The sequence below is a fragment of the Staphylococcus sp. MSU001 genome (assembly GCF_052976705.1).
In genome coordinates this window covers 140,854-146,975 of record NZ_JBRIKK010000004.1, presented here as the reverse complement: position 1 = coordinate 146,975, position 6,122 = coordinate 140,854, and the positions used below count along the sequence as shown (strand labels likewise).

6 protein-coding genes are annotated in these 6,122 nt (G+C 30.8%); 1 reads left to right on the top strand and 5 read right to left on the bottom strand.

From position 1 onward, the window contains the following. Positions 1-73: 73 nt before the first annotated feature. A complete protein-coding gene (locus ACVBFA_RS03330; protein ID WP_002486785.1) occupies positions 74-793 on the bottom strand; it encodes a sirohydrochlorin chelatase in 720 nt (239 codons plus the stop codon). Between the two features lie 249 nt (positions 794-1,042). On the opposite strand from ACVBFA_RS03330, the gene nikA reads away from it, so the two are divergent. Beyond that, on the top strand, positions 1,043-2,518 hold the full coding sequence (gene nikA / locus ACVBFA_RS03325) for a nickel ABC transporter substrate-binding protein (RefSeq protein ID WP_002486772.1): 1,476 nt from the start codon (positions 1,043-1,045) through the stop codon (positions 2,516-2,518). 217 nt (positions 2,519-2,735) lie between these two features. Here the strand turns inward: nikA and ACVBFA_RS03320 are convergent, their stop codons facing one another. The 4 genes from ACVBFA_RS03320 to ACVBFA_RS03305 form a co-directional block, all read right to left on the bottom strand. Continuing rightward, the gene (locus ACVBFA_RS03320; RefSeq protein WP_002475821.1) at positions 2,736-3,272 is read right to left on the bottom strand and encodes a GNAT family N-acetyltransferase; all 537 of its coding nucleotides are present in this window, start codon (positions 3,270-3,272) and stop codon (positions 2,736-2,738) included. A 441-nt stretch (positions 3,273-3,713) separates the two neighbouring features. Continuing rightward, a complete protein-coding gene (locus tag ACVBFA_RS03315; RefSeq protein ID WP_126122611.1) occupies positions 3,714-4,535 on the bottom strand; it encodes a formate/nitrite transporter family protein in 822 nt (273 codons plus the stop codon). Between the two features lie 234 nt (positions 4,536-4,769). After that, positions 4,770-5,240 (bottom strand): SRPBCC family protein, encoded by a 471-nt coding sequence (locus ACVBFA_RS03310; RefSeq protein WP_447158780.1) that lies wholly within the window; start codon positions 5,238-5,240, stop codon positions 4,770-4,772. A 278-nt stretch (positions 5,241-5,518) separates the two neighbouring features. Beyond that, entirely contained in the window at positions 5,519-6,115 is a 597-nt protein-coding gene (locus ACVBFA_RS03305; RefSeq protein ID WP_126122613.1) for a DsbA family protein, read from the bottom strand. Positions 6,116-6,122: the final 7 nt, after the last annotated feature.

The following is a 6,122-nucleotide window of genomic DNA, read 5'->3' as shown; positions in this document are numbered from 1 at the left end:
TTGTCCCAGCCCCCAACCTTAGCGAATCATATCATTTATATTTTTTAAATTCGTTTAAAATAATTGACACATATTAAATATCTAACGCTTCAAGTCTTTCTCTAATAATTAATCTTAAAATTGGATCAAAGTTAATCGAGGGCGTAATGTGTAATTGACTATGCAATGTCATTTCACCTAAAAGACGTTTTACTTTATTCACTAATCTACCATCAAATAAAAATAATGGGACAATGACTAACTCGTCATATTGCTCTGAGATTTTATCTAAATCATTTTTAAATGCTAATGTCCCATATAAAGCTCTTGCATAAACAGGATGATGACTATCAAGCGTTTTAACAAATGCTTTTAATTCATCATGTGCTTTCGTAAAACGTCCACTTCCATTTCCATGGGCAATTACTATAGTTGCTTGGGTTGAATCTTCACCGACTTTTTCATCAGCAATTCTATTTTCTACTAATGTTTTCATATATGGATGTGTACCAAGAGGCGCACTCATTTTACTATCCATTTGTGGATATCGAGCTTTCATCTCTTTAAGTATTTGTGGAATATCACTGACATAATGCATTGCACTAAAAATGAGTAAAGGTACAATACGAAATTTTGTAATTCCTTGCTTAATCATCTTCTCCATTATGATTTCAAGATTTTGTGTTTCACTTTCTAAAAAAGCTAACTCATAATAATATTGCTCATCTTTTAATAGAGTTCCGATAAATTCTTCTAAAGCTTCATTCTGATTTCCTTTTCTCATACCATGAGCGACTAGAATATTACCTATCATAATTATCCCACCCTTTTGTATTATCATTATTACGAATAATTAAATCACATTTATGTACCAATGTATATTGTAGTATCTTAAATAAATGTACTATCATAGTTTTCAAAAATTTTATTTTTTAAATTATAAGTTATATAATAAAATTCGTTGAGAGTTTATAAATATAATCATGCCAATTGTATATATATTTACTACATAATTACATTTTTAAATATCTCAAATAATTCATATTTAGAGAGGATTTCATTTATGAAAAAATTGATTACTCTTATTGTCATGATATCTTTTGTTTTAGCGAGCTGTGGGGGTACCTCAAGTACTGACAAAGACACCCTCAATGTTGAAATACCTTTGAAAACTAAATCAATTGCACCTTACGAAACTGATATCCCAGTTAAAACAGGTGCCTTGGAATCGCTTTTTAAAATGTCGAAAAATGGTAAAGTTAAACCTTTATTAGTCAAAAAATATCATCAAGTATCTGACAATCAACTAGAACTCACATTAAAAGATAATATTAAATTTCAAAACGGTCATCATTTAACAGGCGAAGCTGTAAAACGCAGTCTTGAAGAGGGAATGAAAAAAAGTGATTTGTTAAAAGGATCACTTCCTATCAAATCAATCAACGCTCATGGACAAAAAGTCACAATCAATACTAAAGAACCTTATCCAGAATTAAAGTCTGAACTCGCAAGCCCATTTGCTGCTATATACGACACAAAAGCTAAAAACAAAGTAACTGATCAACCTGTTGGTACGGGTCCTTATCAAATTGACAGTTATAAACGTTCGCAAAAAATCGTATTAAAACAATTCAAAGACTACTGGCAAGGTACGCCAAAATTAAAAAGAATTAATGTCACTTATCATGAAGATGGTAATACTCGTGTTGATCACTTATTAGCAGGCAAATCAGATTTGACTACTGATGTTCCAATTGAACGCGTTGATGATGTAAAAAAATCTAACAAAGCAAAGATTCAAAGTACATCAGGCTTTAGAACGCATTTAATGTTATACAATCATGATAGTAAAAAAGTTAATAAAAAAGTAAGAGAAGCACTAGATATGATTATCAATCGAAAAGACATTGCTAAAAATGTTTCTAAAAATTATGCTGATCCTGCATCAGGTCCTTTCAACCATCGATTAAAATCATTAGAAAAAGAAGAAATTCAATCACAAGACATCAAGCGTGCAAAGGAACTTTTAGCTAAAGAAGGTTATTCCAAATCGCATCCTCTTAAATTAAATATGGTCACATACGATGGCCGACCAGAATTGCCTAAAATTGGACAGGTGATACAATCAGAAGCTAAAAAAGCAAATGTTGATATACAATTACGCAATGTAGATGATATCGAAGGTTATCTCCAAAACAAACAGGCTTGGGATGTTTCAATGTATAGTTATTTAAGTGTGCCACGTGGTGATACAGGTTATTTCTTTAACACTGCATACTTACCTGAAGGTGCATTAAATAAAGGTAATTATAGTAATTCTAAAGTCACTCAGTTAATTAAAAAATTAAATACTACTTTCGGTGACAAACAACGTGCTCAAGTGACTAATGAAATACTAAATGAATCTAAAAAAGATGTTCCTAACAGCTATATCACTTACAACTCTCAAATAGATGGTGTGAATAATAATGTAAGACATTTTAATGTTACACCAGAATCTATCTATTTAATTGATTATAAATTAAGTAAAAAAGAATAATAATTGATACGAGCCTTGGACAAAAATATGTCCAAGGCTTTCTTAAAGTATGCTCAGTCAATGACTGAAATAAAAATGTAATTATTCATTTTTGAACTCTAGTATAGAGTTCAAAATATAGATTGTTATCAAGTATTGTACAAATAATACAATTAGGGTCACTAAGACATTAGAATTCTATTTCATTAAGTTATCATTCTAGAACACAAAAATATTTCTAAAATGGCGGTCGGCCCAAAATGTCCTCATTAAATTGTTCTGGTATTAAAATTTTACGCATTATGACTCCTAAATCACCATCATCATTTTCATGTTTAGCGTATATTTCATAACCCCGCTTTTCATAAATGTTTAATAACCAAGGGTGCAAACGTGCTGATGTTCCTAAGGTTACCGCAGCAGCTTTTAAAGTATCGCGTAAAAAGGTCTCCTCTACATATTTTAAAAGTTGACTCCCATACCCTTGTCCATCATATGTTGGTCGTGTTGCAAACCACCAAACGAACGGATAACCTGAAATGGGTTTTACACTACTCCATGAATAACAGACCGTAATCGTTGAAATAATTTCTTTTTCATTTTCAAGTACAAATGTAGTATTTTGTCTTAAATTATCCCTAACCATTTCAAGATCAGCGTGAACTGATGGCCAATCAATACCAAGTTCTCTTAAAGGGGTAAAAGCAACTTGCATGATGCTATGTAATTCTTCAGCATCTTGTTCATGTGCCACCCTAATATTAATATTCGACATATTTTTCACTCCTTAAGTACTGAACATCCACATGAACAATAGATTAAATTTTTTATAAGTGCGAGTCAATAAATGTTTATTATCATTTTTATAAAGTGTCAAGATTCTATTACTGATAAAAAAACCTGGAATATCTGTAAATATCCCAGGTTTATAAACGTATAGAAGCATAAGACAGAATTCTAAATATAATAACTTTATTTTTAAAATCTAAAATAGATTTCGAGTTTGAAGTAGGGCAACGTAACTACAGAACTAAAGCCTCACTCATCTTCTCTATTTCGAGATTTCATCTCTTTAATCTATATATCACTTCAATGATGCAATGATACTTTATAATTTAAACACTTTCAACATGAAGCAAGACATCCATTTCTATCACACTTGAAGATGTCAATATGATAAAGACTAGTGATTAAATCTCAATTACTTAATAGTCCCCTATGGTTGAAGGCTGTCACGTTTACCGTTCAAATATGCATACATTAATCCAATAAAAATGCCTCCACCGATATAGTTTCCAAGGAATGCAAAAACAATATTTTTCAGCACACCCAACCAAGATAATCCATCCATATTAAAGAACATCATACCTGCATATAATCCAGCATTAAAAACAACGTGTTCATAACCCATAAATACAAAGACTATCACTCCACAAGCTATAAAGAATGCTCTGGCTAATCCTTCTTTAAACTGCATTGAAATAAAAATACCGATATTAATAAAGAAATTACAAAATATACCTTTAATCAAAATGTTTAACCAAGTCGATTCTACTGTTTTTTTATGTACTAATACTGTTAAGCTATCTGTCATTTCTGGCGTCATAACATGTGCATATTTCATTAGGAAAAATAAAATAAATCCACCTAAGATATTACCTATAAAACAGAAAATAAAAATCCATATCATTTTACTTACACTAATTGCTCTATAATACCAACCAACAGTCAGATACATAAAATTACTTGTTAATAATTCAGAGTTGGTTAACACAACTAATACGAGACCTAAACTAAACGCAATAGCTCCCATCAGATTGATTAAACCGTCGTTATGCGTTGAAGCGAATTGTGTTTTAATTGCTAACATAAAAACTGTAACGATTGATAATAGAAACCCAGCCATGATTGCTTTCAACGTATATCTCATGGGTGTTTGTTTTGCCATCACTTGTTTGATTTGTGCCTGACCAACGATATTCTGAATAATAGATTTTGTTGCATAAGTATCTTCAATACTTTTGTTGTTCTTGAACATGTCTTCTCATCCTATCCACATTATTATTTTCACACTTATTATATAAGTAAGAATGACATATGTGTATATTAAATTTTATTTATAGGATATAGAAATTTTAAAAAAAGTTTATATACATAGCATTTTCAATAATTAAACAATATAACTGAAAACTTTATGACATTTCATCAAAGTGTAACGATTTACTCAAATTTTTTCACGTTTCTTTGGTTAGGTATACGATCGAGATGTATGTCACTTTTGATTTAGTAATTTCTCTAACTGATTAAGAGTTGAATTCATACCTTGTTCTACACCCATATCTATCGCTTGCTGGGCAGCACCTTCAGTTGGAAAAGTCGATGTCGATGTTACAGTAGTCTTTCCTTTTACTTCTTCAAAATCCAAAGTAATATGCATACCAGGCATACTTGTGTCTTTTTCCCCTTTTGAGTTAGCAAAATAGTCTAAATACTCTATATAATATGGTGCATCCACTTGCAGATATTCAGCAATAGTATAACTTGTCATCTGAGGCGCTTGAATAGCATAAAAAGCGCTTCCACCTTTCGTAGCATTAAAATCATAAACTGTGACAGATGCGTCTTGAGGATGAAACCATTGTTCAAATAGTTCCCGCTTTGTATAAGCATCAAATACCTTATTAATTGGTGCACTAAAAGTTCTAGTAAAAATAATCTTATTTTTCTTTTTTTCTATCGTCATATATGTACCTCACATTTTAAAAAATCAATTGCCTCTATATTAACAAAAATAATATGCTTAAGATAATTTCATTAATTCTAAAATATCGAAGAAAATTCAGGAAAACATCACGCTTAATTTGTAGTTCTTGTTGCTAAAAACAAATTAAATATGATTAATACACGCCCGTTTTTGATTAGCAAACGACTGTCAAAATTAAAAAACACCCGAGACAATGATTAGTCTCAGGCATTTTAAATAAATAAAGATTAATATATTAACTAATATTACAGATACTTTCACTTTTCGTTTTCTAGCAACATCTCGTAGCTAGAAAAGTCATATGGATCTTCAACCTTGGTATCATTAACAAACGCTGTAGGTGTTTGCTTGATGTGATTTTTCTTCGCAATTTGTTGATCTTCCTTGGCTTTTTTCCACGAGATGGAACCTTTAGTTTTATAATCAGTCTTTATTTTTTTCTTTGTGTCATCACTGATACTTAATTCATCAATTTGCTTATCAACAAGACGTGTTGTAATCCATTGCTTATGCTCATCTTTTTGTTGATTAAACATTAACTTCTGAAATTCAAGTGACTTCTCGGGAGCATAATGATTTACCGCATGCTGCGCTCTTGAACCTACAATTGAATCTTTTCCTAAGAATGCCAAATTCACATATTGATATTTAATTTTGTTTGTATCAATATACTTCTTCTTAAGCTTTGGCATTACGCGATCTTCTGTTTTTTTACAATAAGGGCACTTATAATCACCGTATATTACCACTACAGGTTTGCTATTATTAGAATGCTTTGCAGAGTCCATTGGACCTGAGCAACTGTATAGCAAAACCATACATAAAATCATCAATAATACGATTAATTTTTTCATCGTTTCT

Excerpts from the sequence above, each read along its gene's own strand:
- ACVBFA_RS03305 (WP_126122613.1), bottom strand. The coding sequence starts at position 6,115 with ATGAAAAAATTAATCGTATTATTGATGATTTTATGTATGGTTTTGCTA.
- ACVBFA_RS03320 (WP_002475821.1), bottom strand. The coding sequence starts at position 3,272 with ATGTCGAATATTAATATTAGGGTGGCACATGAACAAGATGCTGAAGAA.
- ACVBFA_RS03315 (WP_126122611.1), bottom strand. The coding sequence starts at position 4,535 with ATGTTCAAGAACAACAAAAGTATTGAAGATACTTATGCAACAAAATCT.
- ACVBFA_RS03310 (WP_447158780.1), bottom strand. The coding sequence starts at position 5,240 with ATGACGATAGAAAAAAAGAAAAATAAGATTATTTTTACTAGAACTTTT.
- ACVBFA_RS03330 (WP_002486785.1), bottom strand. The coding sequence starts at position 793 with ATGATAGGTAATATTCTAGTCGCTCATGGTATGAGAAAAGGAAATCAG.
- nikA (WP_002486772.1), top strand. The coding sequence starts at position 1,043 with ATGAAAAAATTGATTACTCTTATTGTCATGATATCTTTTGTTTTAGCG.